Genomic DNA, 25,990 nt, shown 5'->3' with positions numbered 1-25,990 from the left:
AATATAACCAAGAAGGGTCGAAAACGACCCCATCGTGGAGTTTGTTATGTCTTTAACTCCCTCCCAGATCGAATGGCTTTCTCAAGCCCAGGGCGGTGTTGAAAGCTTCGAAGCAGATAGTGAAAACGACGAGAAGAAATCTGCGGAACTGACCAATATTTTAGCCAAATTGGATGCAGACAAAGCAGTCATCCAAAAGGCTCAGGATTTCCAGATTGAACTGGCTCGTGATCCTGGTTTCTTCAAGCGGAAGCTGCAGAAAACCAAAATGGATTTTATGACGGGTGACATGCAGACAGAGGTCGACTCCTATGCCGATGTGACCTCCGAAACACCCCTGATCCCTGCCGAAAATGTTGATGCACTAAACATAGCATTCGACAAAATCCTTCAGAGGCAGGCAGAAATGCTTGCTGCCAAAAAGAAGGATGGAAAAACACGACTTTTCACGGATGAGGACATCACCCGTGAACTTTGGACTCCTTTGGTTCGTCAAGGGATCATTCCTTCCAACCTGGTTCCGGATAAGTACAGCCAGTTTGTGCAGATGTTTCAGGGCGCTTCGGAGATTTACGAGAACAAGCTTGAACAGCACAGTGAAACAGCTTCCAGATATGAAAATACCCTCGAGGCCATTGGCTTTGCGCGGGATGTGGTCTCACTGGCCGGTACCGTTGGCAGCACTGCGATTACAATTGCAAACTTTGAGGACCAATCTCAGTCATTGGCAGAAAAGCGCGAGATTGCCGCCAAGCGTCAGGTTCTCAAAAGCAAGCAGGATCAGATCGCAGGTGATCTTCGCACTAAACTGAAACTTGGACCGAATACGACAGACGGAGAAGTCCTGGATGCTGCTGCAGCGGCCCCAGATGGCAAGTACGCCTGTGAAATCCAAAGCTATAAGAATGTTGAACTCGCTCAAACACAGCTGGTTGAACAGCTGATGGGGCAAACCAAGCTCTTCGAAGAAGAGAAGGCTTTGCTGACCATGTCCACCTCATTATTGGATGGTGGTCTGGCGATGGCTGAGAAAGGAATCAAGTTCGCAGATAGGGAAAAGAATGCAAGGAACACTCTTGCATTTGCACAAGATGCGGCAGACGTCGTTGCCAGTCAGGTGAAACTTGCGTTGGAAGCAACCAGCAAGACCTATGAGCACGAGGAACATCAAACAACAGACAAAATTGAGTTTGCAGGCACAGCTGATAAGGAAACGCTCCAGAACCTGTCTTACGCATCTGGTGCTATCACTGCAGCTATTGAGGCCAATCAGGTTGCGCGGAAAATTGTATTAGCAACACAAGCAAAAACCACTAAGGAAATAGAAAATGCTGTTTTGCAGATTGCTGGTTCAGTTGCCGATACAATCGCTGAAGCGCTTTTTGCAGCAGGTGATGTTCAGGGATACGTCGACACCGGCAAAGAAGATTCCAAAAACACTCTCAAAGATGAGAGTAAGACTTTCGCCTATGGTGATCCCGATGCCGGTCCAGGTCCTGGAAATGCAGCTGACCAGACCGAGCTTATCGGTGTTTCAATCAAGGCATTTTTTGTAGCAGGCGTTAATGTCGGCACAGCCGTCAAGGCGATAAAAGATAAAGATTACAAAGCCTTCGGAGAATCTCTTGTTCTGGGGCTCATGCAAGCAGCCTCATCTGCGACTACAGGCCCCCTCGCCGCTATGGCTAAGCCTGACCTTGCGCTTAACACTGAAGAAGAAAAAGAAGAGCTCGGCAATCTCACTCCCCGTGAACTGATGGCACGGAAACTGGATCGGTCTGGCTGTGCCTTTGTGCGAACGGAGCGAGAAAAGTTTCTCGATGGATTTCAGGATCCAAGCTACCTGCACACAATCACCAACAATATGCGTGAGATGCAGGACGCTTTTCGCGAGGCGAATGAAAAGAAGAAGATGGATGCGGAAACGCTGAAGCGCACCAATGCCGCAATCCAGAAACTTGAAGCCAAGAAATCATGGGATGCTCTTGCTGACTTCAAAAAGAAACAATCAAAAAAGAAAGACCGTGAAGAGTTTATGGCGCAACTCGAAGCGGACGTAGAAGCCGAAACCAAGGCTCTCAAGAACCTGATCGAACAAGCCTCTCCTCCACCCGATCCGAAGGATGGCGAGGCGCTTGCCAAATCGATGGAAGCCGTTGAGAAGCTGATTGCAGACATCAAAGCTTCTGAGATGCAGTACAAGCTGATTGAGAAGATCGCCAAGGGCGGCGTTCAAGTGCTTGTGCGCGTTGTGCCAGCTACAGGGATGGTCGAGGCTTGTAGAAAGCTTGCTTTTGATGCAATCGCCCTTGGTAAGAAGGCGGCTGAGGTTGAGAAATGGCGCCGCAATGTGAAGATGGCACAAACCTCAAACTCACCCTACTACCACGCTTGTAAAGAACGCCATACGCAAGCAGCTGTTCAGGTGAGCCAGAAGACGATCAATACGTTCTTGTCCATGATTGGTGTTGCAACTGAAGCTGCTCGTCTTGCTGACTCAACACAGGCCGCCACCGGTATGTCCATGGTCAAGAACATGGGTCAGGCTCTTTCTGACTTCGGTTACAAGACCTATGGTCGTGCAAAGATTGTCTTTGGTTGGCGGAAGTATCTTGATGCGCGCAAAAACCCTGAGAACCGCAAGAAGGCTCGTGAAGCTATTGCGTGGAACTCCACGCTTGCCAAGTGCGTGCTGGCCTATGGCATTGTTGAGGAGCGCGATCCGATTGCACAACAGGTTGGTCGGAACTGCGGCCTGACGCCTGAAGTATTGGTTTCCAACTCGGATGTTTGTGCGGCGGTGGTCCGCTACTTCGAGACACTTTATAGCGAAGACCCTGTTGTTCTTCGCCGTGTTCCGAAGGTCACCAATTGGCATCCAGGTACGCCTGATCTTACCCTCAAGAGCTGGTTCAGCTTCAAGCGTGCGGCCTCCACAAAGGCTTACCCGCTGATGGCGAAGGCTTCTTGTAAGACACCGGCCATTGATCAGGCCCTGAAGGGACTTCACACGCTGTGTGGTGGTGACCCTTTCAATTATCCATCCGTACGTGATGATCTGATGTCCGATGAAGCGTGGCAGGCAAAGATCGTCACTTTGGCCACCAACGTGAAAAAGCATCTGGAAACCCTTGAGAAAGAGTTCAAAGGATTCCGGCCGGTCAACGCTGAGCCGAAAGATCCTAAAACTCAGGCGTGGCAAGGTGGAAAATTGCATGTCGAAATGTCGGAAGTTGCTGATGCTTTGAAAGCGCAGGCAACGTTAATCCTTCGAGATGTGAATTCAGATCTGAAAACCTACACAGCTTAACCCGTTCTCCTCTGTGATTTGGAGTTTGTCATGACTTTTACCTCAAAGCAGCTTGATTGGCTCAAAACAGCGCAACAAGGCGCCGGCGAGTTTGAACAAAACTCTGAGCGTGTTGCCGCCAAAGCAGGCCGATTGAATGACATTATGACCAAGCTGGATGGGGATAAGGAAACCATTCGCGAGGCCCAGAATTTTGAAGTCACGCTGGCGCGAAATGAGAAGTGGTTCAAGCTTCCCGGCTCTGGCACCAAAATGCCTTGGATGACCGGGGATATGCAGACGGAAATCGATACCCGTGCTGACATTCGCGCTGACAGCGGTGAAATCAATGCTGAAACACTGAAGAAGCTGAATGCCGCTTTCGAGCGCATTCTGGCTCGTCAGGCTGAGATGATCGCCGCAAAAGACAAAGACGGTAACGATATGTTCTCTGAAGAGGACATTACACGAGAGCTTTGGACCCCCCTCGTACGTGAAGGGATTATTCCGTCCAATCTGGTTCCTTCCAGATACAGCCAGTTTGAGAAGATGTTCAAAGGCGGCTCCAAGATCTACGAGCAAAAGCTTGAAGAGCATAGTGAGACAGCCTCCAAACATGAGAATGCGCTCGAGGCAATCGGATTTGCGCGTGATGTGGTTACCCTTGCGACAGCCATCGGCTCCAATGCCATCACTCTGGCCAACCTGAACACAGTGGCAGAAGGTGCACCAGATAAAGACCAGATTTCTGCCAAGCAGGAAGTTCTGAACAATCAGAAAGGTCAGGTGACCGGAGACCTGCGCAAGTCGCTCAATATGGATGCGAATGCGAGTTCGGAAGATGTGTTAAAGGCTGCGAAGGAAGCCGGATCTTACGGAGATCAGCTTCAGAAGGTTTCCAATATCGACAATGCCTTGAATTCGCTAAGTGATAACCTTTCCAAAGACGCCAACTGGGTCGCCGAGCAACGTGCCCTGTTCACTGCAACAACCACTCTGCTTGATACAGGTCTGGCAGCAGCTGAGAAAGGCATCGTGTTTTCCGAACAGAAAGGTAAGACCGCGGCGGATAAGCTGAGCTTTGCCAATGAAGCGGGAGAGCTGATTGGTGAGCAGATCAAGAATGTTCTTTCTGCAGGTGCTGCCTTTGACAAATCTGCCTCAGACAGAAAAGGCGAAGACGATCACGGCAACATTTTTGAAGGCGTTTCCGGCCTGATTGACGTTGCAATGGCTGGTGGCCGTGTATCTGAAAAGATCCTGCAAGCCACTCAGGCACCGGATAAGGAAGGTGCGCAGGAAGCTGTTATGTCCATTATTGGAACACTAGCAGATTCCTTGAGCACGACAATTTCATCCGGTGCCCAATTGAGTGGAACAGAATCCTCAACACCTGAGATTGTTGGTGAGGCTCTTAAAGCCGCGATGATTGCCACGACGGATGCCGGAGCAGCGACGAAAGCATTGATTGATGGTGACTATCAGGCCTTTGCCGAGGCGCTGACGGGTGGTCTTGCGAACCTTGCCAGTGCAACTGGGTCTGATGCGATCGGTGATGCGATCTCAGGGAAAATCCAGCCCGATCAAGGTGAGCTGACAGAAGAAGGTGAAGCGGAGACTGAAGGTCTGACCCCACAGCAAATTCTTGAGAAAAAGCTGAAGTTGGCAGGTCCAAGTGCCGGTGTTCAGAGCGTTGAAAAGAGCATGGCGCTGCTTTCTGACGATGACATCATGGCAAACGTCAATGCCCTGCTGACTGGCGGTATCGGCAAGTTGCAGAAGCCGGGCCGCGATGAGAAAGACGCAGAGATCGTCAAAAAGAATACGGCTGCTGCGCTGAAAAAGATCGAAGAACAAAAGACAGGCAACGCTCTTGCTGACCTGAAGACGAAACTCGCTGATCCAAAAGAACGCAAAGAGTATATGGATAAGATCGAGAAGGAAGCGGAAGAAGAGCATAAAGCGCTTCAACAGCTAATCGAAGAAGCTTCGTCTCCTGAAGATCCCAATGATGCGAAGGCCGTCGAGAAATCTCTGAAAGCTATCGATATTCTGCTTGCAGATATCAAGGCTTCTCAGATGAAGATGAAAATGATCGAGACCATTGCCAATGGCGGTGTGAAAGCGGTCACGACCATCTTCCCGGTCACAGGTCTTGCAGAGGCCATTCGCAAGCTGACCATGGATGCGATTGCACTGGCTAAAAAGTCAGCAGAAGTTGAGAAATGGCGGAAGAACGTCAATCTCGCGGAAGCCAGTAACTCGGTTTACTACCATGCGATCAAAGAACGCCACACGCAGGCGGCCATTCAGGTGAGCCAAAAGACGCTCAATACGTTCTTCTCTGTTGTTGGTGTGGCTGCCGAGATCGCGCGTCTGGCTGACGCGACACAAGCTTCAGCCGGTATTTCTGCCGGTATGAACATGGGCCGTGCACTTTCTGACTTCGGCTACAAGACTTATGGCCGCGCGAAGATCATTTATGGTTGGAAGAAGTATCAGGAAGCCCGCAAAGACCCTGCCAACCGTAAGGCAGCCCGTGCCGCGATTGCTGGTAACTCTACCCTCGCCAAGTGTGTGCTCGCCTATGGCATCGTGGAGGAAAAAGACCCAATCGCCCGGCAGGTTGGCCGTAACTGCGGTCTGACACCAGAGGTTCTGGTCTCCAGCACTGATGTTTGCTCCGCTGTTGTCCGGTATTTTGAGACACTTTACAGCGATGACCCTGTGGTCCTACGCCGTGTTCCAAAGGTCGAAAACTGGCATCCTTGCACGCCGGACCTGACACTGAAGTCCTGGTTCCTGTTCAAGAAAGCAGCGACAGTGCGGGCTTATCCGCGGATGTCACGGGACAGCTGTCTGACACCAAACATCGACCGGTCCATCAAAGAGCTTCACAAGCTTTGTAATGGCGATCCATTCAAGTACCCAGAAGTGCGTGATGAGCAGCTCAGTAAGCCTGATGGCATGAAGGCTGTTGTTGAGTATGCCACTCAGGTGGACACCGAACTGGAAAATCTGAAGAAGGCCCTGGATGCTTACTCACCTGTGGCTGATAAACCTACTGATCCGAAGGTCGAGAAATGGACTGCTGGTGAGCGCCATTCAGAGATGGAAGCTGTTGTGGATGCGATGTCAGCACAGATTGAGCTGGTGCACCGTGAGATCACTGCTGATCTGAAGCTCTATAGCACCGCATAGAACTCAAAAACTTGGCATGTAAAAACCGGCCTGAACTTTCAGGCCGGTTCTTTTTTGTCTGTATCGATTGAGAGACACTTTCAGAAGCGCCTCAGGAACCGCATGAGGACTGGCCAGTGGTCGCTGGCACCTTGATTGTTGTCGGCATCGAAACGCTTAGGACGCACCTTATTGCGGGCATCCTGCGCATATTGGCTTGGGTGGGTAACGACTGTGTGGAAGCTACCCAGATCTGCAAACCATGTGCTGTTGCTGTCCTGATCAGGACGCAAAGCGCTGGAGACGAGGATCATGTCCAGGAATGACCAGCTCTGGTCCCTGTAGTAGAACGCACTGCCGGGTGCTGCACAGCCTACGATCTCAGGCGGGTAACTCCAGTGCCCTTCCCGCGCCAAGGCTTGAAACTCACCATTTTGCACATCAGTACAGTTGAAGTTGAAATCACCTGCTGCCACCACATTGGCATCTTCAGGAAGCTTTGCACGCTCTTTGTTGAGCACTTCCATCGCATCTTTGCGGCATTGATAAGCAGCACCAGATGGGAAGTGGACACCGAAGACATACATGCTTTCACCGTCCGGCATTTCAAACTCTGCCTTCACGATGTCTCGGGTTGGCTTACAATCATGAGTGTTCTCATCCCCCTCCCCAAACACGGTGATGGTTTCCGGTTCTCCCTTCAGCGGAAGACGAGAGATGATGCCGACATCGATTCCGCGGTTATGCTCGTTGTTGGAGGTGTCGAGCTGAATGACGGACTTGTAGTCCAATCCCGAAAGAGCCTTATTGACCAGATCATTCAGCACTTGTTTGTTTTCTGTTTCAGGTAAAACGAGAATATCAGGCGTTTCCGGGAACGAGCGGATAACTTCACCAAGTGTCATCAGTTTTTTTGAGTAGCTCTCTTCACCCCAGTTTAGCTCGATGCATTGTTTGTAATAGTGGGAGCCCTTTTCATTATAGCTTTCACAAGCTTCCTCATGTTCCTTGCCACGAGCTTCTTTCTCTTCCTTGGAGAGATAAGTGTCATCTTGTGGGTTGTTCTCGTCATCGATCGTGTCGAAGAGATTTTGGACATTGTAGCTGACGACCGTGACGGGTTTGTCTTGGGCATAAGCTGCCGGCATCGCCAGCCCCAGGATCGTTGCGCCCAGTAACAAGGATTTCATGGGTTTCTCCCTTTTTTCTTTTGGGAGTACCAAACAGGAGTTAGTGGCCGGTTCCGAGTGCCCGTGCAGTTTTAAATGTTTCAGGAATTTGAAGGCTCAGACACAAAAAAGCTGACCCGAGGGCCAGCTTTCTTCATAGGTTTGACTGCCGTGTTTACTCGGCTGCAATCGGCACCACTTTCAGTGCCAGACCGCCCTGCGAGGTTTCGCGGTACTTGGCCAGCATGTCCTTGCCGGTTTCGTACATGGTCGCGATGACCTTATCGAGGGAGACGCATGGGTCAGAGTTTCTGCGCATTGCCATGCGGGTCGCGTTGATCGCTTTGACCGAGGCGATTGCATTGCGCTCAATACATGGCACCTGCACCTGCCCCAGAACCGGGTCACATGTGAGGCCCAGATTGTGTTCCATGCCGATTTCAGCTGCGATGCAGACCTGCGCCGGGCTTGCACCCAGAAGCTCTGCAAGGCCTGCTGCTGCCATGGAACAGGCAACGCCAACTTCACCCTGACAGCCGACTTCAGCACCAGAGATGGAGGCATTGGTCTTGTACAGCGCTCCAATAGCGCCAGCAGCGAGGAAGAACTTTGTATAGTGCTCTGGCTCAAGGCGTTCGATAAACTTGTCATAGTACGCGAGAACCGCAGGAATGATACCTGCTGCGCCGTTGGTTGGGGCTGTTACAACACGGCCACCGGCAGCGTTTTCTTCAGACACAGCCAATGCGAACATGTTGACCCAGTCGACAGTCGCCATTGGGTCGTTGCTGCTGCGCTCTGTCGCTGTGAGCTGACGGCGCAATGCAGCGGCGCGGCGTGGTACCTTGAGAGGGCCTGCCAGAAGACCTTCCGTGTTGCTGCCGCGCTCGATGCCATCGCGCATGACGTTCCAGACACGACCGAAGCTTTCACGCAGTTCTGTTTCGCTGCGAAATGCCTTTTCGTTTTCCAGAACCAGAGCAGAGATGCTCATGCCGTTCTGGCGGCAGTGGTCAAGCAATTCAGCCGCGTACTTGTAAGGGTAAGGGACAGCAACTTCGTTGGTTGCTTCCTTGCCGAAATTCTCTTCATCAACAATGAAGCCACCGCCGATGGAATAGTAAGTTTTGGAGAAGATCTTTTCTCCACCTGCAAAGGCATGAATGCGCATGCCGTTTTCGTGCAGTTCCAGCGCTGGACGGTGGAATGTGATTGCATCATTTGGGAAGTCAACCACGTGGCAATGCATGCCAACCGGAAGGCGTCCTGTCTGTTCTACGCGCTGGATGAACTCTGGAATACTGTCAATATCAACGGTTTCGGGAGAGTTTCCACCAAGTCCCATAATGATTGCTGTGTCTGTATGGTGACCTTTACCTGTCAAAGACAGCGAGCCATAAATGTCGACTGCAATACGCGTCACATCACGTAGTTTATCCTGAGCACGCAGACTATCAATGAACTGCTTTGCCGCTTTCATAGGCCCGACTGTGTGGGAGCTGGATGGACCTACACCGATTTTGAAGATGTCAAAAACGCTGAACATAACGTGAACCTCAGTGGGAGAGAAAAACCGGTGTCCGAAGACACCGGTTCAATTTTGTTGGTCGACCTTCTTAGAAGAGGCCTTTTACGATCGCGGAGATTGCGATGACGCCCATTACGGTGATGAAGATGTTGGACAGCGCACCATCGTACTTCTTCATGCTTGGGACTTTTTTGATTGCGTACATTGGCATCAGGAACAGGATTGCTGCGATGAACGGAGCACCCAGAGATTCAATCATGCCAAGAACGGATGGGTTGATGATTGCAACACCCCAGACGGAGAAGAAGAAGAATGCAACGAGGAGAGTGTTGAACTTCTTTTCGCCGAGGCCTTCAACAGCCTTTGGAGCAGCTTTTTTCGCAATACCTGCAAGACCTTCTTTTGCACCGAGGTAGTGGCCGAAGAAGGAAGAGAAGATTGCCAGGAACGCAACCAGTGGACCCATGAAGGAGATCAGTGGGCTGTCAAACACGTTTGCAAGGTAAGACAGGACTGGGAGGTTCTGCTGTTTTGCTTCCATTAGCTGTTCAGGAGACAGTGCGAGAACGCAGCTGAATACGAAGAACATAACGAAGCCAAGGAGCATCACAGAAGCGCGCTTCAGGATGATGTCGGACTTTGCAACTGCATTATCACCATGTGCTTCACGCTGAGCCAGAGCCATGGAGGAAACGGCTGGGCTGTGGTTGAAGGAGAAGATAAGCATTGGAATGGTGAGGTACACCACAGTCAGCAGAGTTCCAACTTCTGGAATGTTGTCGAAGCTCATTGCTTCAAAAGACCAGGATGGGATCAGGTAAACGGACATACCGAACAGGATGAGAACCAGTGGGTATACCAGAAGCTCAGTTGCTACGAGCATCAGACGACGGCCCAGGATCATCACGCCCATCATCATTGCAACAAGAATACCAGACAGGAGCCAGCGTGGGATTGCAGGCATTGCGAGCTGGTTGACGATGAAGCTGTCGATGGTGTTGGTAATCGCGTTACCGTAGATCAACACGATTGGGTAAATCGCGAAGAAATAGAAGAAGGTAATCAGCAGACCTGCTGTTTTACCGAAGTGCTCTTCAACCACATCAGTGATGTCTGCGTCTTTGTTCTTGGAGGAGAGAACAAAGCGAGCCAGTGCGCGGTGAGAGAAGTAGGTCATTGGACCTACGAGAGCTGCGATCAGGATCAGTGGCCAGAAGCCTTCAAGACCTGCACGGATTGGAAGAAACAGTACGCCGGCACCTACTGCAGTACCGAACATGGACAAAGACCAGGTAAGATCTTCTTTTGTAAATTTTACCGTTTCTTTAGGGGCGACTTCGACTTCGGTCGCATTAATGCTTGACATTTCTTTTATATCCCCATGTGCCACTCATGTGCCCTAGGAGAATTTCCCAGTCTCTCTAGGACGGGGACCTGATATACTTATGTTAAAATTTTAAGACCATACGTTTAAATACACATCATGCGCGCCATAATAACGCAGCGATACAAGATACGACTTCCGTTTAATAGCGCGTAGCACCACGAAGTGTGCAACAATCTGCCGCGGACGCGTAAATCACGCGATTAAATAGTATTTTTCAGGGAAACCCTATTAATTGCCGTTTGCGTCACCGAAGACTTCACATTACTTAAACATGACGCTCCGCTAATATATGCAGTCAACATACTGTTTCACAACGGTATATCACTGACCTAGAGGTACTTTAAGGCATCTGTAGTATTGAAACTACGTAGTATTGCATGCTGCTGTATGCTTTAAACGAGCGCGCTTACTTTCCTTCAAATGACGACAATATGCCTCTTGCATGCGCATTTTGTGCGCTCGGCAAAATCGTCAAAATTCGCTAAGGCACACAAATGCATACATTAATTATAATCGGAGGAAAAATTTCAAATGCGTCATTCTTTCCCCCTGATTTCAATCAGAGGGTTTGAACTGTCTTCAATGCACCTTCCAAAGCATCCCCTTTTTCATCCAGCAAAGCAGCTTCCCGAAGGCGTCTGAGCCAGTCTGAAGCGTCTTTTCGCCCTTTGAGCAGGGCAAGAGAGGATAAAACCCGGTCAAATTTGGAGTGACCGCGGATATGTGTATCTGAATACCCCTTGATGAGACGGCGGCATTTGAGGATTTCTACGGCAAGCTGGTAGTCTGAATGGACTGTTTTGAGCGCAAGATCGCGCCAGCTTTGCAGGTGGGCTGTCTCAATCTGATGTCGCAGAAAGCTACGTCGCCACGGCTTTAAGCTGCTGATGAGCCAAAGACTTAGGAACCCGCGAATGGATCGGGTCCTGATACGCCGGCCTTTGTTGACGCGCCTGTCCAGCCAATTGAAGACTGCGGGCCGCGCTTCGATCCATCTGCCAAGCCGTGTTGGCAGTGTGCCGCAGATTTCCTCCATGCGGGGGTGAAGATACTCAGTCAGCTCCAGTTGACTACCCGCCGCTGGGCCCACTTCCCGATGAACGCGTTGAAAGCGTGTTTTTTGCGTTTTTATGTCGGCGACCCGGATTGTGTCGTCATAACACATAGCATTTGCGATATACTTGGCTGCTGTTCGGGTCAGTTCCCAACTCTCATTTTCAGTATCACTGGCGAGCATGATTTCGAGGTGGTTGAGATACTCTTCGCCGTACTCCAGATCCTGAAACTCAACCGTCTTGCGCAGACCGGCCAGAGCCATGTCGCGGGTCTGTTCCGGAAGCGCTTCGATGCGGGATAAAAGCAGTTGCCAGGCTGCCAGTTTTCGAGCTGGTCCGCGTGCCGTGAGCGAAGTTGCTGGCTTTGATTGTTCTGGTTTCTTGGTAACAGGCGATCCGGCAGCTCCAGCAGATTGAGCATGATCGAAACTGGCGTTGAAAGAGGTTAGGCTGGCGTTGACGCCTTTGCCACCTTTGCGGATTGTTTCTTCATAAGTGCTTTTTGGGAACGGCAGTGCGCCTGAACCAGCGAGTGCGCCGAAGAGGCTGGAGGAAATGACGCTGCCGTTTTCTGCGGCGACGTCTTCCATGTTGAAGGCGACCAGCTTTTGTGAGGCGCTGCTAAGACGGGAGAGAACGGCGTTGCTGTCCTGCTCGCCTTTGCCCGGCACGATCTTTTCTGACACCGCGAGGATACGATGGGAAGACGCGATGAGTGTTGTCTTGTCAGCGGTCACGAAACCACGGATGACAGCGCGGCCTGCTTCCATGAGTTCTGCGCAGATGACGATGTCGACATCGCCTTGTGACGGGCTGAGAGAGAAGACCGGTGCTTTGCTGTTATCAGGTGTCATTTCCACGTAGTAGATGGTGGCCCCGGTGCGCTGGGCGACCCCTGCGACGGAGGTGGACTGGGCTTTGTAGCCGTTGGCTTCGGCCAGATTGACTATCCAGTCTGTGAGCACACCGCCGCCCTGTCCACCGACGGCGAAGATGGCGACCTTGGTGATGGTGCGGGTTGCGTCTTCGCCTGTGCCCAAGGCCTGCCATTGAGTGTCGATTTCCATCAGTTTACCTCCTCAATGATCAGGGTACGGCGTTCGCGCCAGTTTTGCAGCGAGCTGATGATACGGTCGCGTATCTTGCGGAAGAACCGCTCAGAACTGCTCGGGTTATGGATGGTGTCGGCCTGATAGAACGAAGGGCAAAGGATGGCGGCGTCTGCCACCTCCCCGCAGTTGCCGCAGCCGACACAGTTCTGGTCGATGTGGGCGACCGGATCATCGCGTAGCGGGTCATCCAGCTCTTTGACGGTCAGAGATGGGCAACCGGACAGGCGCATACAGGCATGGTCGCCGGTACAGACGTCTTCATCGACGCCGAAGCGGGTTTTCACCACGCGTTTTTGCTCTTTGACGGCCTGATTGATGATCGGCTTCTCGCGGCGCTGACGGTTGAGCATACATTCAGAGGAAGCAACGATCACCTTCGGGCCTTTGACGTCCGTGGTCAGTGCCTCTTTCAGAACAGACTGCATCTGAGTGACATCGTAGGTACGATCTATCTGGCGGACCCATTTGACGCCAATGCCTTTCACCGCTTCTGTGATTGGATGCTTGGTGGATTTGCTCTTGTTGTTAGCCCGTGAAGACAGGATGTCCTGCCCGCCGGTGGCTGCGGAGTAGTAGTTATCGACGACAACAATCACGCCATCATTCTGGTTGAAGACCGCATTGCCGATGGAGGTGGTCAGGCCGTTGTGCCAGAAACCGCCGTCACCGATGAAGGAAATGGAGCGGCGATCTGTTTCATCGATATTGAAGGCTGAGGCAGACGCTGGCCCCAATCCGTACCCCATGGTCGTTGAGCCGATGCCAAACGGCGGCATGATAGAGAACAGGTGGCAGCCAATATCAGAGGCGATGTGATGCGGGCCAAGTTCCTCTTCCACCAGTTTCGTGGCGGCGAAGATTGGGCGTTCCGGGCATCCGACGCAGAACCCCGGCGGACGCATGGGGACGACTTCTTTCAGCTGTTCCACATCTGGCAGCGGTCCCGGCGTGTTTGGGGCGCGACCTTTGCCGGGCAGTGAATCTGAATGAGTGGCAAGGAAGCTCTGGATGCTGTCCAGCATCACCTGCCCTGTATACTCTCCAGCTTCCGGGAATGGGCCTTTGCCTTCCAGTTTGGTGCTGAGACCCTCTTTTTGCAGCATGGCACCGACAGCTTGTTCCAGATAATCCGGATAACCCTCTTCCACCACAAGCACCGCATCTTTGCCCTTGCAGAAATCCATGAGTTCTGCGGGAACCAGCGGATAGGTCACGTTCATGACGTAAAGCGGGATCTGGGTTTCGCCGTTGATGTCTGCCAGCCCAAGGCGTTGCAGGGCGCGGATCACGCCATTGTACATGCCGCCTTGCAGCACAATGCCAACCTTACGGTCTTGAGGCCCGAAGAGTTCATTCAGCTTGTGCTTTTGAATGTAGTTCAGCGCTGCTGGCAGGCGTTTGGTCACCTTCTCCTGCTCATGAAGGAAGGAAGCTGGTGGCAAGACGATACGATTGAGGTCACGTCGCGGATTTTCCAGTGCGTCAGCCACTGTCATGGATGGGCGCACATTGTCTTTGGTGGTGAACTCCCCATGCACATGGCAGCTGCGGATGCGGACCTGAAGCATGACGGGGGTGTTTGAGGCTTCGGAGAGTTCAAACCCATCGCCCACGGCTTTCACGATGGATGGCAGGTTGGGGCGCGGATCGAGCAGCCAGATCTGGCTTTTCATGGCAAAAGCGTGGCTGCGCTCCTGCATGATGGAGGAGCCTTCGCCGTAGTCCTCACCCACAATCACAAGCGAACCGCCGGTGACGCCGCCTGATGAAAGGTTGGCCAAAGCATCGGAAGCCACATTGGTGCCAACTGTTGATTTGAAAGTGACGGCGCCGCGGATGGGATAATGAACCGAGGCGGCCAGCATGGCAGCCGCAGCCGCTTCACTGGCGCTGGCTTCATAATGCACGCCGAGCTCGCCCAGAATATCCTGCGCGTCGGCCAGAACATCCATAAGGTGACTGATGGGAGAGCCCTGATAGCCGCCCACATAGCCTACGCCATTTTCCAGCAGTGCTTTGGTGATGGCCAGAATGCCCTCACCGCGGAATACTTCGCCCTCGCCTGCGCGAAGTTTCTCGACCTCTTTTACAAAGGATCTTTCTGCCATACTCCCTCCCGTGAAAGCATGACAAATCCCGTGAACGCGAACTTTGTTAGGAGTTCAGCGCCCTAGAAGTCGTGCTTTCGAATGTTTGTCAGTACCTTGCGCAGTGTCATCAGAAAGGCATCATGCTCGGCTTGCGAGACGCCCTCGAACATTGCGGTGTACTCGTCGCGCATATGCGGCCACATCTGCGCAAACGCAGCGCGTCCAGCTTCCGTCAGGAAGATATGGCGCACGCGGTTGTCCTGCTCACTGGCTTTGCGATGGATCAGGCCTTCCTTTTCCATGGCATCCAGTGTCCGGCTCAGGGTTGATTGCTCAATCACCGAATAGACAGAGAGCTCGTTGATCATCAGTCCGTCCACTACTGACAACACAGCCAAGGCTCTCATTTTGGCGACCGACAACCCTGATCGTGTCAGTTTTTCACGCAAACTCTCATTGTACCTGCCCATGATCCGGTTCATCAGATAAGGCGCAAAATGATTGAGCCCGACCTCGCCCAGAGTTCTTGGCGCAGTTACCGGTTTTGCGTGCTGTCCGTCCTGTTCAGTTTCGGGAGCTTGATCACCGAGAATCTCGTTCATGAGGTGCACTCTTTCTTTTTTGAACAAGCTCCATCTGTTTCATGAAGCCTGAAAGTGATTATATGCATTTACATATTTATAGCAACTGCAATCCTGTAGATTATAGCTTAAATATGTGATCATTCATTGTTTTCGAGAGTCTCAACCATATGAGAGAGAAAACTTTTGATCTGAGCAATGTCGCTGGCACCCAGTTGCCGGACCAACCGGTCCTCATGGGCCTTGGCCTGTGACACCAGCCCGTTGGCCAGCTCCCTGCCCTTATCACTGAGGAAGATGCGCACGCGGCGGCGGTCCACCTCATCAGAGCGTCTTGTGACCAGTCCGCGCTCCGTCATCTGATCAATGGTTTTGGTCAGGTGAGATTGCTCCATCAGAGCAAAGCGTGCGAGCTGGGTGACCATCTGCCCGTCTTCGTCCCGCAGACAGGCCAGTACACGCCATTCCGGGACGCGTATGCCTGCGCCCCGGAGTTCTTCATGAAATTGCCCGGAAGCCAGATGGCTTGCAGATGCCAACAGATACAAAAGGTATCCATCAACAAAGCCGGGCTCCTTTTCGTGAGCTTCGATCTCTTTCAGGTCTGCGTCCACCGGCCTACCTCTTCTTTTGTTTTTGCGCCGCGCTACATTGAGTACGGAATAATAAGTGCGAGTCCCGGAACTGCAATTAGCAGGATCAAGCGCACAACATCCATAGCTACAAATGGAACTACACCGACAAATATCTTTTCGACCGGCACTTCAGGGGCAACTGAGCGCATAACGAAGACATTCATGCCAATTGGCGGGGTGATGAAGCTCATTTCCGTAACGATGATGACAAAGATGCCGAACCAGATCGGGTCAAACCCCAGCCCTGTCACGATTGGAAAGAGAATCGGCACGGTGAGTGTCACCATAGACAGGCTTTCCAGCAGGCACCCCAGCACCAGATAGATCAGCACGATCATGGTGATAATGGCATATGGCCCCACACCCAACGCATTAACCCAGCCCCGCAGATCGGTGGTGAGGCCGGAAATGTTGACGTAGTTGAGGAAGTACAGCGCTCCAAACAGAATGAAGAACATCACTGCGGTGGTTTTTGCTGTCTCAAACAGGGTGTTGAGCGTGTCACGATATGTCAGCTTGCCTCGCGCAGCGGTAAGCACCAGTGCGCCCCCTGCTCCGATGCCAGCAGCTTCGGTTGCGGTAAAGACACCCAGATAGATACCACCAAGCACACAGATGAACAGCAGCAGAGCCCAGGAGACGCCACGCAGTGCGATGATGCGTTCTATCAATGGCAGTTTGCTCTGAACCTCCAGCTCTTCCTTGTACATGACAAGGGACAGGCGCACGGCAAGCATGTAGCCGATGACACCGACAAGGCCCGGCAGGATGCCTGCCAGGAACAACGCGCCGATGTTTTGCTGTGTGAGAATGCCGTAGATGACGAGAATGACGGAAGGCGGGATCAGAATACCCAGTGTTCCACCTGCTGCGATTGACGAAGCAGCCAGACGGTCAGAGTAGCCGAAGCGGCGCATGGCGGGCAGCGAGACGCGGGCCATGGTCGCGGTGGTTGCCAAAGATGATCCGCAAACGGATGAAAAGCCACCACAGGCCACGATTGTTGCCATGGCCAGACCGCCTTTGCGGTGACGCAGCCACGCGTTCGCTGCCGTATACATGTCGCTGGCAATGCCGGACTGTACGATGAGATTGCCCATGAGCAGGAACAGCGGCACCACAGACAAGGTGTAGCTACGGCCACTGTCAAAATAGACCTGCCCGACAAGGTGAAATGCCGGAGGAAGGCCAATAATGGAGGCCACTCCGAAGAAACCAACGGCTGCCATTGCAAAGGCAATGGGCACACCCACAAAAATCAATGCCATCAGGATGGCAAGACCCAAATACCATTCCATCAGGAACCGCCCCCAACACCTCTTGGAATTCTTAGAACTGCCAGCACAAATGTGATGAATGCGCAAAAGGCACTGATGACACCGGCTGCTTTGGAAAACGGTGCCAGCGGCACGCGCAGATAGACTGTGACTTCCTGATAGCTCGACAGCTGGTTTCCATGCTTCCACAGCTCCCACGCCACCACCGCTAGCACGATGGCAACGAAGATGCGGGAGAAGAACAGCTGCAGAGAGGCCAGGCCGCCTCTGAACTTGGAGGTGAACAGGTCCACTGTGATGTGACCGTCATCCAGACAAACCGCAGGCAGTCCGGTGAAGATCACCGCCATGAGCAGCAGCTCGGTGTATTCCGGCGCTCCGGGCAATGGGCTTGCAAACAGGTACCGACCGATTACGTCGACCACTGTTACAGCAACCAGCGCCAGAAGCAGTAGTCCGCAGAGAACAGAGGCGCCCGAGCGAAGTTTTCGCCGGGCGCGCGCTGCTATATCAACCAGATTCCCACTCATTTTTCAGAGGCAACCGCTGCAACTTCTTTCTGGAGCATGTCCATGGCAACTTCGAAGTCGATGCCTTTTTCGCCGTAGGATTTGGCAACACCGTCAAACATTGGACGGGTGGCTTCTTCCAACTGAGCACGCTCTTCTGCGGTGGCGTCGTGAATGGTCACTTTGCCCTGCATCTGCTCAAGACCCCATGCATCTGCTGCATCCCAGGCCGCGCCAGCTAGGCGGGAGAATGCTTCACCAGAGATGGCCTCGATGGCCTTCTGGTCTGCCTCAGATAGGCTGGAGAACTTGGCGTTGTTGGCGATGAAGAAGAAGGAGACGTTGTACAGGCCACCGTCAACGCGCAGGCCGTTGCTGAGCAGGCCATCCAGCTTGAAGAACGGGATGGATTCTGTCGGGAACACGATACCGTCCGCAATGCCGCCTGAGAGGATCTCATAGGACTGCGGCGCTGGTGCCTGAATGGCGACCATGTTCATGGCTTGCACAAGTTGGTTGGTGATGCTGCCCGCCACGCGGATTTTTGCGCCTTTCAGCTCACTCAGAGGTGAGACGGCACGATCAGTGGTGTACAGCAGGCCCGGGCCATGGGTGAAGACGCCCAGCACTTTCGCACCACGGTGCTCATTGGCTTTTGCCAGCGTACTCTCATAGAGACGCCAGTATGCCACGGACAGGCTGGTGGCATCTTTTGCGAGGAATGGCAGCTCGGCAATCTGTGTGAGCTTGAAGCGGCCCGGTGTGTAGCCGTGCACGCCGTAAGTGAGATCTGCAATGCCATTGGCGGCAAGATCAAAGTGAGCTGGTGGCGGGCCAAGCGGTGCGTCGAGGATCTGAACAGAGACGCGCCCCTCTGTCACTTCCTTTACTTTGGCAGCCCAAGGCACCATCATGCCTTTTACGATTGGGTGTGCCGGCGGCAGCCAGCTGGACATACGCAATACGGTTTCCTGCGCCATGGCAGATGCGCTGACGGAGAGCGCGGCAATAGTTGCAGCTGCAAATATCTTGAACTTCTTATTCATGTTCTCCCTCCCCAGAGAATACAGGATGAATGAGAAAAATGTGCACACATACCGTACGTTAATCAAGCACAAATATGAAATGGAAACTAATTCCGATTCATGCATTGACATCGTTTTATATGATATCGCATATTATATTTATCATTTATGCGAGAGGAGACTCTCCTTGTTTTGGCTCTGAGGGAGGATGCCAAAAAGCATGAAAACACTTATTATTGAGGGGGTTCGGACGGTCGCCCCGAAAATCAAAAGATTTGATTTAAAAGCCGAAGATAATGGGCCGCTCATACAATTTGAAGCTGGTGCACATATCGCAGTTCAACTTAAGGATGGCTCCTCACGCCAATATTCGCTGATCGATTTTGGTGAAAACTTACCCTACGAGAATCAACGATACACTCTTGGTATACTTTTGGAGCAAGACGGAAGTGGCGGTTCGGCTTTCATGCACTCTTTGCAGGTGGGCGATGCGATTCAGGTGGAGGCCCCAAAGAACGATTTTCCGTTGATTAAGGACGACAGACCGGTTGTTCTGATGGCAGGCGGTATTGGTGTAACGCCGATCGTCAGCATGGCAGCAGCGCTGAAGCGCGCGGGCAAACCTTACGCCCTGCACTACTCTGGCCGCTCGCTTGAAACCATGGCGTTTAAGGAGGAACTCTCCGAGCTGTGCGGTAAGGCTTTGACGCTCCACCACGATGATGATCCTGCACGTTGCCTTGACCTTGGCGCTCTCATTCCAACGCTCGATACTTCCAGCCGTATATATGTGTGTGGCCCTAAAGGCATGATTGAAGCAGTACGCGAGCAAGCCCTGAGCGCCGGGTTTGGCAAAGAACAGATCCACTTTGAGCTGTTTGCAAGCCCTGCCCCTTCCGGTGATGATGGTGGAGATGGGTTTGAGGTGGAGGTGAAGTCCTCTGGTGAGGTTTTCTGGGTGCCGCAGGATAAATCCATTGTGGACGTGCTGGAGGATGGCGGGGTTGACCTTGTCTACGATTGTCAGCGCGGGGACTGCGGGATTTGTCAGGTGGATGTGCTGGAAGGTGAGCCGGACCACCGGGATGTAGTGCTGACAGATGATGAAAAAGCGGCTGGTGACGTGATGCATATTTGCGTGTCGCGGGCCAAGTCCAAACGATTGGTGCTGGATTTATAGAAGGCCTTTATTCTCGCAGGCTCTGGTGGGACGCGATTTTAGCTCTGGGGTCTGTGATTTAAGCTTTTTGGGAGGGAAGCTTATGACCATGAAATACAAAGATAACCCGCAGGCGGTGGCCGATCTTGTGCGCCCTGCTGAGGTTCATCGTGACCTTTATATTGACGATGAAGTTTTTGACCTTGAAATGAAGCACCTGTTTGCCTCCACGTGGGTTTATGTGGGGCATGAAAGTCAGGTGCCGAATACGGGTGATTACTTTGCGACTGAAGTGGCTGCTCAGCCTATTTTGTTGGCGCGTCACACGGATGGCGAGGTGTATGTTCTGCACAATCGCTGCCCGCACAAAGGTACCAAGATCGTCATTGATCGTGCTGGCAACACGGGCAAGTTTTTCCGCTGCCCGTATCATGCGTGGTCGTTCCGTACCAATGGCAAGCTGCTCGCGATCCCTTTGAAGAAGGGCTACAAAGACACCGGTTTTGAGCAGAGTGAGGCTGGACAAAGCGGTCTGCCGCCTGTCGGTGCGGTGAAGAACTATCGCGGCTTTATCTTTGTACGCATGAAGCAGGACGGCATCAGCTTCGAAGACTTCTTCGGCGGCTCCCTCTCCTCACTCGATAACATGATTGACCGCTCTCCGGTTGGAAAGCTTGAGGTGGCAGGCCCGCCACTGCGCTACATGCACAACTGTAACTGGAAGATGCTGGTCGACAACCAGACGGACACTTGCCACCCAATGGTTGCTCATGAAAGCTCAGCGGGTACTGCCGTTGAAATCTGGGAATCCCTAGAGAAGGACGAGAACACCAAAACGCCCATGGCGATGGAGGTGATTGCGCCATTCATGTCTCCCTATGAGTTTTTTGAAGATATGGGTATTCGCACCTGGCCGAATGGACACGGTCATACGGGTGTGCATCACTCCATTCACTCAGATTACTCCGCTATTCCGGGTTATCTGGAGATGATGGAAGAAGCTTATGGCAAAAAACGGGCCAAGGCCATTTTGGGTGAGAACCGGCACAACACGGTTTATTTCCCAAACATCATGATCAAAGGCCCTATCCAGCAGCTACGTGTGTTCATTCCGCTGGCTGCCAACAAGACGCTGGTTGAGAGCTATATCTTCCGTCTTGTTGGCGCTCCGGACATGCTGCTGGAGCGCACGGCCATGTACAACCGCCTGATCAACGCGCCGACCTCCATTGTGGGGCACGATGATCTGGAGATGTATGAGCGCGCGCAGGAAGGCCTGCATTGTCAGGAGCTTGAATGGGTGAATGTGCAGCGCCTTTATGAGGAAGGCGAAGACCTCGACCTTGAGGCCGTAGAGAACGGCACCACGGAACGGCAGATGCGCAATCAGTTCCACGCCTGGAAGAAGTTTACCGTTGAAAGCATGGAGGCCGAAGCTCGTGACCTTGCCGACGCGTGATGATTTGATCGACCTTGTCTACCATGAAGCCCGAGTGATTGATGAAGGCCGCTTTGACGAGTGGCTGGAGCTGTGGGCTGCGGACAGCTACTACTGGATGCCGCTGGATTATCAGCAGGAAGACCCGAAAAACATGACCTCTCTTATGTATGAGGATGCGTTTTTGCGGAAGCTTCGTGTTGAGCGCCTCAAGGGCCTGCGCACCTTCTCTCAAAAACCAAAGAGCCGCTGTTCTCATGTTCTCAACCGCCCGAGTGTTGAGGCATTTGATCCAAAGGCGGGGGAGTTCGTGACCCGTACAGCCGTTCATTATGTGGAGACGCGGCTGGATGACCAGTTTTTGCTGGCAGCGACCGTTCACCATCATTTTGAGATGGTTGAGGATGAGCTGAAGATCAAACTGAAGCGGGTTGATCTGCTCAACTGCGATGCTGCCTTTGGCAACATTCAGCTGTTCATTTAAGAAAACAGGTTTTTTGAATGATTGAGCATAAATCTGTTTTCGGCGCGTTTCGTGCCGCTGCTGAAAAGTGGCAGGAGCGACCTTTTTTGAATGTTTTGCCGGAAACCGCAAAGGTCTACGGCATTGCATCGGGTGAAACGTCTTACGCTGAGGCGTTGGCGCAGGCGCGGGAATCTCAGGAGCGTTATCGGCAAGCTGGTTTGCAGGCTGGTGACAGGGTACTGGTGTTGCTTGAGAACCGCCCTGCCTTCTTCCTGCATTGGCTGGCGCTTAATGCGCTCGGCGTGGTGATCGTGCCGATCAATCCGGATCTGCAAAGCTCTGAGCTTGAGTATATCGGCAGACATGCTGAGCCCGTTCTGGCGGTCTCTACGCCTGAACGTAAAGCTGATATGGAACAGGCTGCGCGCGACAGTGGGCAAGGCTTTGCCTGCGTGACACTGGCAGATGCCCTGCCCGTTCTGCGCGCTCCTGACACTGCAAGCTATTCGGCTGCGCAGGATGATCCAGCGGCAATGCTTTACACTTCGGGCACAACGGGCAGCCCAAAGGGGTGCGTGTTGGCTAATCGGTATTTTCTGGAGGCGGGTCACTGGTACGCCAAAGCAGGCGGCACGTGCATGCTGAAAGAAGATGGTGAGCGGATGATAACGCCGCTGCCGATCTTTCATATGAATGCGATGGCGTACTCAGCTATGGCTATGGTGGCGGTTGGTGGTTGCCTGACAGTTCTGGACCGTTTCCATCCACGATCCTGGTGGCAGAATGTGCGCGATAGCCATGCAACTTGCCTGCATTATCTGGGTGTGATGCCGTCTATTCTGATGAGCTTGCCGGAAGCGCCGGAAGATAAGATTCATTCCGCTCGTTTTGGCTTTGGCGCTGGCATTGATGCCAAGCTGCACATTCCGTTTGAAGAGCGCTTCGGCATTCCTCTGGTGGAAGCCTGGGCCATGACAGAAACGGGTGCTGGCTCTGTGATTGCCGCCAATCAGGAGCCGCGCAAGCGTGGCATGAACTGCCTTGGCAAGCCCGGCCCAAAGATGGATGTGTGCATCATGGGTGATGATGGTGTGCCGATTGAAGGCACCGAGCCCGGAGAGTTGCTGGTGCGCCGCAAGGGAGATGATCCACAGGTTGGGTTCTTCTCCCATTACTTTAAGGATGATGCTGCCACGAATGAGGCATGGGACGGCGGCTGGTTCCATACGGGTGATATTGTTCGCCGGGATGAAGATGGTGACTTCTTTTTTGTGGACCGCAAAAAGAACGTGATCCGGCGCAGTGGTGAGAACATTGCTGCGGTGGATGTGGAGTCCGTTCTTATGCAGCATCCGGACATTGAAGCGGTGGCTGTTTGTCCGGTGCCGGATGCCATTCGCGGTGATGAGGTGTTCGCCTCCATCGTCTGGCGTGGTGATCAAACCAAGGACGCTGCAGAAGCGATTGTGCGCTGGGGGCTGGAGCGCATGGCTTATTACAAAGTGCCCGGCTACATCGCGTTTTGCAGCTCACTGAAGCTGACGGGGACGCAGAAAATCCAGCGGGCTGCACAAAAGCAGATGGCATTGGAGTTGCTGGAGAAATCTGAGGCATTCGACACCATCCACCTGAAGCGGAGGCAGTTGGTTTCATGATCAAGCCACGCAAACGCATGGGGTATGACGGGGTTGTGGTGGCGGCACCAGCCAGCACGCCTTATGAGCGCTATTCTACTGAAACGGCTCATTGGTGGATTGCCAAGGCGCTGCGGCAATCCATTAAAACTGCCGGATTAACACCGCGCGATATTGATGGATTTTCTGTCGCCAGCTTTTCACTGTTTCCGGATACCGCTGTGGGGCTAACCCAGCATCTGGGGCTGGTTCCGCGGTGGTTGGATCACATTCCGCAGGGCGGTGCCAGTGGGCCGAGTGCGCTGCGCCGGGCTGCCCGAGCAGTACAATGTGGGGATGCCTCTGTGGTGGCGTGCGTTGCGGGCGATACCAATCACGTGGACAGTTTCCGCCGTATGCTTTCCAGCTTTTCGCGGTTCGCGCAGGATGCCTCCTACCCTTATGGCTCTGGCGGGCCGAATGCCTGCTTTGCGCTGCTGACCGACTATTACATGCGCGAGTTTGGGGTAAGCCGCGAGGACTTTGGGCGGATCTGCGTTTCTCAGCGGGACAATGCTTTGCGCAATGAGAATGCGGTGATGAAGAAGCCACTGACTATGGACGCCTATTTGGCGGGCCGTGAGATCAGTGATCCGATCACCCTGTTTGATTGCGTGATGCCGGTGGCTGGGGCCGAGGCGTTTTTGGTGATGCGGGAGGAAGATGCAGTAGCTGCTGGCATTCCTTACGCCCACATCAGCGCAACCATTGAACGGCACAATGCGTTTCCTGAAGACCCGATCCAGATGCGCGGTGGCTGGGCGATGGATGTTGATGAGTTTTATGGCATGGCGGGGCATGGTCCTGAAAGCGTCGATCTATTGCAGACCTATGATGATTATCCGGTCATCGTGATGATGCAGATGGAAGACCTTGGCTTTTGCGCAAAAGGCGAAGCGGCGCGGTTCATCGCAGACAAAGACCTGACGGTTTCCGGCGACTTTCCGCACAACACCTCCGGCGGGCAGCTTTCAGCTGGTCAGGCCGGGGCTGCTGGTGGGTTTATCGGTTTAGTGGAAGCGATAAGGCAGGTGACGGGCACGGCTGGGGCGACACAAGTTGCGGATGCCAAGCGCGCGCTGGTCTCTGGCTTTGGGGTGATCAACTACGACCGCGGCGTTTGCACCAGTGCGGCACTTCTGGAGGGTGCGAGCTGATGGTGATACCGCTTCAAAAACCGCCGAAAAAGAACCCGCAGGTGCGCACCCGCGTGCCGACGTTGCCTTCCCATTATCGCAGCAGATCTGCTCTGTTTATGGCCGCAGCCGCTGCTGAGGGCCGGTTTATGCTGCAGGTCTGTGCGGAGCCAGATTGTGAATCCGTTCAATACCCTGCACGAGATGCTTGTGCCTGTTGTTTATCGGAGAAGCTGGTCTGGCAGGATGTTTCGCCGCGCGGGAAGCTGATTGCGACATCCACGGTGCGCACGAGCACGAACACCTATTTCCGCGAACGTACGCCGTGGCGGCTGGGGACAGTGCATCTGGATATTGGGCCTTCCGTTATGTGCCATCTGCACAGCGAAGTGGCGGTTGGTGATGAGGTTCAGCTAATCAATCGGCTGGATAAATCCGGGCAAAGCGTTTTGCTTGCTTTGTCAATGGAGAAAGCCCCTTTGCAGGAGGATGATATGCAGCTTCGTGAGCTTACCTGTGATCCGAAGTTCCGACGCATTCTGATTACGGACGCACGCAATCCAAATGCCTATGCATTGGCAAAGAGCCTGCTGGAGGCTGGAGCTTCTGCGGTATTTGTTGGAGAGGCTGAGAGTTGGCGTCCCTACCCTGACCGCTCCAAACTGGAGTCTCTTCAAGGTGTTGAGCTGGTTTCTTTAGATGTGACTGACACGTCCTCCGTTCAGGAACTTGCAGGCGAGTTTGGCGGCAAGGTCGATATCCTGATCAACAACGCCCGCTTTGTGCGCCCCGGTGGCATTCAGGGTCGCGGGGATGTGGGCTTTGCTATGGACGAGATGCAGGTCAACTATTTCGGCATGATGCGTCTGGCGCAGGCCTTTGCTCCAGCGATGGCAGGACGCAGTGCAGATGGGGTGAACAGTGCGGTGGCGTGGGTGAATGTGCTCTCAGTTTACTCGTTTGTGAGCAATCCTGGCTTCGGCAGTTTCTCCGCCTCCAATGCCGCCGCGCATTCCCTCTCGCAGTGCCTGCGGGCAGAGATGGCGGCGTCTGGTGTGCGGGTGGTGAATGTGTATTGCGGGCCGACTGAGGATGAGTGGCATCAGCCTTTGCCGCCGCCCAAGGTGCCAGAAGCCACGCTGGCACGGGAGTTAGTGAAGGCGCTGCAAGCGGGGCTGGAGGATGTGTATGTGGGCGACATTGCCAAGGACATCCGTCGCAAATTCATGGAAAGCCCGAAGGTGCTTGAAAAAGAAATGACAAGTCTGGAGGCGCTGTGAC

Annotated in this window: 18 protein-coding genes; 8 read left to right on the top strand and 10 right to left on the bottom strand. The window is 53.2% G+C overall.

The window, feature by feature from the left end; translation table 11 throughout:
- The first annotated feature begins 46 nt into the window (after nt 1-46).
- Nucleotides 47-3,310 carry a hypothetical protein gene (locus AC3CB2_RS04600; protein WP_352930554.1) on the top strand — a complete coding sequence of 1,088 codons (3,264 nt, stop codon included), beginning with the start codon at nt 47-49 and terminating at the stop codon, nt 3,308-3,310.
- 30 nt (nt 3,311-3,340) lie between these two features.
- Nucleotides 3,341-6,490, top strand: a complete 3,150-nt coding sequence (locus AC3CB2_RS04595) for a hypothetical protein (protein ID WP_352930556.1) — start codon at nt 3,341-3,343, stop codon at nt 6,488-6,490.
- An 80-nt stretch (nt 6,491-6,570) separates the two neighbouring features.
- Here the strand turns inward: AC3CB2_RS04595 and AC3CB2_RS04590 are convergent, their stop codons facing one another.
- From AC3CB2_RS04590 to AC3CB2_RS04545, 10 genes are all read right to left on the bottom strand, one after another.
- Nucleotides 6,571-7,659, bottom strand: a complete 1,089-nt coding sequence (locus AC3CB2_RS04590; protein ID WP_352930558.1) for an endonuclease/exonuclease/phosphatase family protein — start codon at nt 7,657-7,659, stop codon at nt 6,571-6,573.
- Between the two features lie 154 nt (nt 7,660-7,813).
- Entirely contained in the window at nt 7,814-9,184 is a 1,371-nt protein-coding gene (locus AC3CB2_RS04585; protein WP_014285425.1) for an L-serine ammonia-lyase, read from the bottom strand.
- 70 nt (nt 9,185-9,254) lie between these two features.
- Complete coding sequence (locus AC3CB2_RS04580; protein ID WP_014285424.1) at nt 9,255-10,532, bottom strand: aromatic amino acid transport family protein; 1,278 nt, start codon at nt 10,530-10,532, stop codon at nt 9,255-9,257.
- Between the two features lie 580 nt (nt 10,533-11,112).
- On the bottom strand, nt 11,113-12,675 hold the full coding sequence (locus AC3CB2_RS04575) for an indolepyruvate oxidoreductase subunit beta family protein (protein WP_352930560.1): 1,563 nt from the start codon (nt 12,673-12,675) through the stop codon (nt 11,113-11,115).
- On the bottom strand, nt 12,675-14,828 hold the full coding sequence (locus AC3CB2_RS04570) for a thiamine pyrophosphate-dependent enzyme (RefSeq protein ID WP_352930562.1): 2,154 nt from the start codon (nt 14,826-14,828) through the stop codon (nt 12,675-12,677). The genes AC3CB2_RS04575 and AC3CB2_RS04570 overlap by 1 nt, the downstream gene beginning before the upstream one ends.
- A gap of 62 nt (nt 14,829-14,890) precedes the next feature.
- Nucleotides 14,891-15,412, bottom strand: a complete 522-nt coding sequence (locus AC3CB2_RS04565; protein ID WP_008546380.1) for a MarR family winged helix-turn-helix transcriptional regulator — start codon at nt 15,410-15,412, stop codon at nt 14,891-14,893.
- 119 nt (nt 15,413-15,531) lie between these two features.
- Nucleotides 15,532-16,005 carry a MarR family winged helix-turn-helix transcriptional regulator gene (locus AC3CB2_RS04560; protein WP_352930564.1) on the bottom strand — a complete coding sequence of 158 codons (474 nt, stop codon included), beginning with the start codon at nt 16,003-16,005 and terminating at the stop codon, nt 15,532-15,534.
- Nucleotides 16,006-16,037: 32 nt separating this feature from the next.
- Nucleotides 16,038-17,324, bottom strand: a complete 1,287-nt coding sequence (locus AC3CB2_RS04555; RefSeq protein WP_008546800.1) for a TRAP transporter large permease — start codon at nt 17,322-17,324, stop codon at nt 16,038-16,040.
- Nucleotides 17,324-17,833 (bottom strand): TRAP transporter small permease, encoded by a 510-nt coding sequence (locus AC3CB2_RS04550; protein ID WP_352930566.1) that lies wholly within the window; start codon nt 17,831-17,833, stop codon nt 17,324-17,326. The genes AC3CB2_RS04555 and AC3CB2_RS04550 overlap by 1 nt, the downstream gene beginning before the upstream one ends.
- The gene (locus AC3CB2_RS04545) at nt 17,830-18,858 is read right to left on the bottom strand and encodes a TRAP transporter substrate-binding protein (protein ID WP_083416459.1); all 1,029 of its coding nucleotides are present in this window, start codon (nt 18,856-18,858) and stop codon (nt 17,830-17,832) included. The genes AC3CB2_RS04550 and AC3CB2_RS04545 overlap by 4 nt, the downstream gene beginning before the upstream one ends.
- A 445-nt stretch (nt 18,859-19,303) precedes the next feature.
- Between AC3CB2_RS04545 and AC3CB2_RS04540 the strand changes: the two genes are divergently transcribed.
- The 6 genes from AC3CB2_RS04540 (at nt 19,304) to AC3CB2_RS04515 (ending at nt 25,989) form a co-directional block, all read left to right on the top strand.
- Nucleotides 19,304-20,017, top strand: a complete 714-nt coding sequence (locus AC3CB2_RS04540; protein ID WP_488393233.1) for a PDR/VanB family oxidoreductase — start codon at nt 19,304-19,306, stop codon at nt 20,015-20,017.
- Nucleotides 20,018-20,099: 82 nt separating this feature from the next.
- Nucleotides 20,100-21,455, top strand: a complete 1,356-nt coding sequence (locus AC3CB2_RS04535; RefSeq protein ID WP_352930570.1) for an aromatic ring-hydroxylating dioxygenase subunit alpha — start codon at nt 20,100-20,102, stop codon at nt 21,453-21,455.
- Nucleotides 21,436-21,918, top strand: a complete 483-nt coding sequence (locus AC3CB2_RS04530) for an aromatic-ring-hydroxylating dioxygenase subunit beta (RefSeq protein ID WP_008546673.1) — start codon at nt 21,436-21,438, stop codon at nt 21,916-21,918. Before AC3CB2_RS04535 ends, AC3CB2_RS04530 begins: the two co-directional genes overlap by 20 nt.
- 17 nt (nt 21,919-21,935) lie before the next feature.
- Nucleotides 21,936-23,555 carry an AMP-binding protein gene (locus AC3CB2_RS04525; protein WP_352930572.1) on the top strand — a complete coding sequence of 540 codons (1,620 nt, stop codon included), beginning with the start codon at nt 21,936-21,938 and terminating at the stop codon, nt 23,553-23,555.
- Nucleotides 23,552-24,730, top strand: a complete 1,179-nt coding sequence (locus tag AC3CB2_RS04520; RefSeq protein ID WP_352930574.1) for a thiolase family protein — start codon at nt 23,552-23,554, stop codon at nt 24,728-24,730. Before AC3CB2_RS04525 ends, AC3CB2_RS04520 begins: the two co-directional genes overlap by 4 nt.
- The gene (locus AC3CB2_RS04515; protein WP_352930576.1) at nt 24,730-25,989 is read left to right on the top strand and encodes an SDR family NAD(P)-dependent oxidoreductase; all 1,260 of its coding nucleotides are present in this window, start codon (nt 24,730-24,732) and stop codon (nt 25,987-25,989) included. The genes AC3CB2_RS04520 and AC3CB2_RS04515 overlap by 1 nt, the downstream gene beginning before the upstream one ends.
- Nucleotide 25,990 lies beyond the last annotated feature (1 nt).

Source organism: Pseudovibrio sp. SCP20 (assembly GCF_057774105.1).
The sequence above is the reverse complement of the archived record's forward strand: the minus strand, read 5'-3'. Positions and strand labels throughout refer to the sequence as shown.